Origin of the sequence: Kitasatospora sp. NPDC057223 (assembly GCF_042669755.1) — a bacterium.
Classification (GTDB): domain Bacteria; phylum Actinomycetota; class Actinomycetes; order Streptomycetales; family Streptomycetaceae; genus Kitasatospora.
This window is the reverse complement of record NZ_JBHUWW010000284.1, coordinates 1-2,806: the sequence shown is the minus strand read 5'-3', so window position 1 is coordinate 2,806 and position 2,806 is coordinate 1. Positions and strand designations below refer to the sequence as shown.

Annotated in this window: 3 protein-coding genes; 2 read left to right on the top strand and 1 reads right to left on the bottom strand. The window is 73.8% G+C overall.

Going from position 1 to position 2,806, the window contains the following annotated elements; genetic code table 11:
* The first annotated feature begins 144 nt into the window (after positions 1-144).
* Positions 145-1,056, top strand: a complete 912-nt coding sequence (locus ACFUK0_RS40005; RefSeq protein ID WP_380258989.1) for a carbohydrate kinase — start codon at positions 145-147, stop codon at positions 1,054-1,056.
* A 281-nt stretch (positions 1,057-1,337) separates the two neighbouring features.
* On the opposite strand, the gene ACFUK0_RS40000 is transcribed toward ACFUK0_RS40005, so the two are convergent.
* Entirely contained in the window at positions 1,338-2,177 is an 840-nt protein-coding gene (locus ACFUK0_RS40000; protein ID WP_380258987.1) for an SDR family oxidoreductase, read from the bottom strand.
* Between the two features lie 91 nt (positions 2,178-2,268).
* On the opposite strand from ACFUK0_RS40000, the gene ACFUK0_RS39995 reads away from it, so the two are divergent.
* Positions 2,269-2,640: a winged helix-turn-helix transcriptional regulator gene (locus tag ACFUK0_RS39995; RefSeq protein WP_380258985.1), complete on the top strand. Its 372-nt coding sequence runs from the start codon at positions 2,269-2,271 to the stop codon at positions 2,638-2,640.
* Positions 2,641-2,806: the final 166 nt, after the last annotated feature.

Genomic DNA, 2,806 nt, shown 5'->3' with positions numbered 1-2,806 from the left:
TGCCCCGGGCCCGCTCCCCCCCCCGGGGGGGGGGGGGCACTTTTTGGGTCCCCTGGTGGGCCTTGCGACTGTCACCCCGGGGGGGGGGGCGCCCCGGGGGCCCCCCCGCGCACCCCACCCTCCAACCGGGAGCAGTCCAGCACCATGCCAGAACCCATCCCCGCCGACCTCGACTTCCTCGTCATCGGCGAGTGCGTCGCCGACATCGTCCGCACCCCCGGCCGTCCCGACCGCCCGCACCCCGGCGGCAGCCCCGCCAACGTCGCCTACGGCCTCGCCCGGCTCGGCCGGCGCACCACCCTGCTCACCCAGCTCGGCGACGACCCGTACGGCGAACTGATCCGCGCCCACCTGGTGTCCGGCGGCGTCACCGTCCTGACCGACGGCCAGGACGTCGCGACGCCCACGGCGGTCGTCACCCTCGACCCGTCCGGCAGCGCCTCCTACGAGTTCGCGATCGACTGGAGCCTCGCGCCGACCGCGCTGCCCCGCGCCCGGCACGTCCACCTCGGCTCCCTCGCCTCCGTGCAGGAGCCCGGCGCTGCGGTCGCACGGCGGCTGCTCCGCGAGGCGCGCTCCACCGGTGCCACCGTCTCCTACGACCCGAACGTCCGCCCGGCCCTGTTCGGCGACCACCGCTCCGGAGTCGCCGCCGTCGAGCACTGCGTGGGCCTCAGCGACCTGGTCAAGGCCAGCGACGAGGACCTCGCCTGGCTCTACCCCGGAATCCCGGCCCGCGACAGCGCCGCCCGCTGGCTCACCCTCGGCCCCGCCGCCGTCGTCGTCACCTGCGGCCGCGACGGCGCCTTCGCCCTCACCCCCGCCGGCGAGGCCCGCACCGAGGCTCCGCCCACCACCGTCGTCGACACCGTCGGCGCCGGGGACTCCTTCATGTCCGCCCTCCTGGCCACCCTCGCCACCCCCCGCCCTGCTCCGGACGCCCTGACCGCCGCCCTGCGGACCGCTGCCGCAGCCGCCGCCATCACCGTCTCCCGGGCCGGCGCCAACCCGCCCACCAGCGCCGAACTCGCCGGCACCTCCGAGTACCGGGCGTAGCCGGTGGGCGGGATCCCGGGTGCGTGCCCGCTGCGCCCCCGCGCATCGGGATCCCCTAGGCACGTTCGTCCCGGCCTCCCGGTTCGAGCGGCCCGGATGTTCCTGTGCTCACAGGGCCGACGGGGGCGGCTGCACGTCGATTCGCTACGGCTGCGGCTGCGGCCGCGACGTCGGTCTTCGCCCGACCGGGGGCCACGTCGGCGTCAACCTCCGGTCAGGTTCCGCCACTGCCCGCAGTGGATCGCCGCCCACGAAAGCAGTTCCAGCGGCGCTGACCGGTCTCAGCGGAACGCGGCGACATTGCGGGCGGCCCAGTCGGCGAAGGGGTTCGGGGCACGGCCGAGGACCAGCTGGACGTCCGGACTGACGCGCAGCTCGGCCGGGTTCGGGGAGCCGAGAATGTCCAGGGTGTCGTCGGCGAGCTCGGCCGGCATGCTCCCGGTCATGGCGGTCCTGGCCTCGTCGCGGGTGAGATCGTGGAACCTCACCGGCGAGCCCAGTGCGTCGGCGATGGCCTGCGCCTGCCGGCGCGGAGTGATCACCTCCGGTCCGGTCAGCTCGTAGACCGCGCCGGCGTGCCGGTCGTCCAGCAGGCAGGCTGCCGCGACCGCGGCAATGTCCGCCGGGTCGATGACCGGGACCCCGACGTCGCCGAAGGGCGCGAAGACGCCCTGGTGCGCGCGGACGGACTCGGCCCACCAGAGGGCGTTGGAGGCGAAGCCGCCGGGTCGCAGGACGACCCACTCCAGACCGGACTCCCGCAGCACGTCCTCCAGTGCCCGCATCGCGATCCGCGTCCGGCCGGAGGGCCTGGTCACCACGCCCTGCGTGGAGAGCAGGACGACCCGGCGGACTCCGCCGGCCACAGCTTCGCCGATGATGTCGGCAGGGTCGGCCCCGGTGGCGTGCAGATCGCCGGACAGCAGCAGGAACATCGCCTCCGCCCCGGCCAGCACGGGCTTGAGGCCGGCCGGCTCGCCCAGGTCGGCCACCACGTGGCGGACGCCGTCGGGCACCGCCGCCGCGTGCCGTGACACTGCGGTCACCTGCCGGCCCGCCTCGGCCAGCGCCTGCGTCAACGGCCGGCCGATGTTCCCGGTGGCCCCGGTCACTACGATCATGATCAGCTCCTTGTCGGATGTCCTCTGTGGCCTTCACGCTAGGAGCACGGCTAACTTTTGGTAAGGACATACCCTGAGGTAAGCTCCTGACATGACGGAAGGCGTGCAGCACAGAGAGGCCGGGACAGGGAAGCGGTATGACGTGTTTCACACCGACTGCCCCGCGCGCGACGTGGTCGACCACGTGACCAGCAGGTGGGGCGTCTGGGTGCTGATCTCCCTGCGGGGCAACAGCCTCCGGTTCTACGAGCTGCGCGAGAGCATCCAGGGCATCAGCGAGAAGATGCTCTCCCAGACCCTGCGCGCGCTGGTCCAGGACGAGCTGGTCTGGCGGGAGGTCGAGCCGACGACGCCACCTCAGGTCACCTACGGGCTCACCGATTTCGGCCGGGACGTCGGCGAGCCGCTGACGGAGCTGTTCGACCGGATCACACAGCGGCTGCCGCCGCGCAGCGCGGGATAGCGTTGTAGTGGCTCGCCGACGGGCCCGCCGAGCAGCGGACGCGGTCCGCACCGATCGACCCGTGCCGCCCTGACCAGGTCCTCTGCCTGCCGGTGATCGAGGTGCGCCTCGAACAGCTCCCCCACGGCCGCAACACCCCCGCCGGGCTGCCCGCCACCTGGAGGGC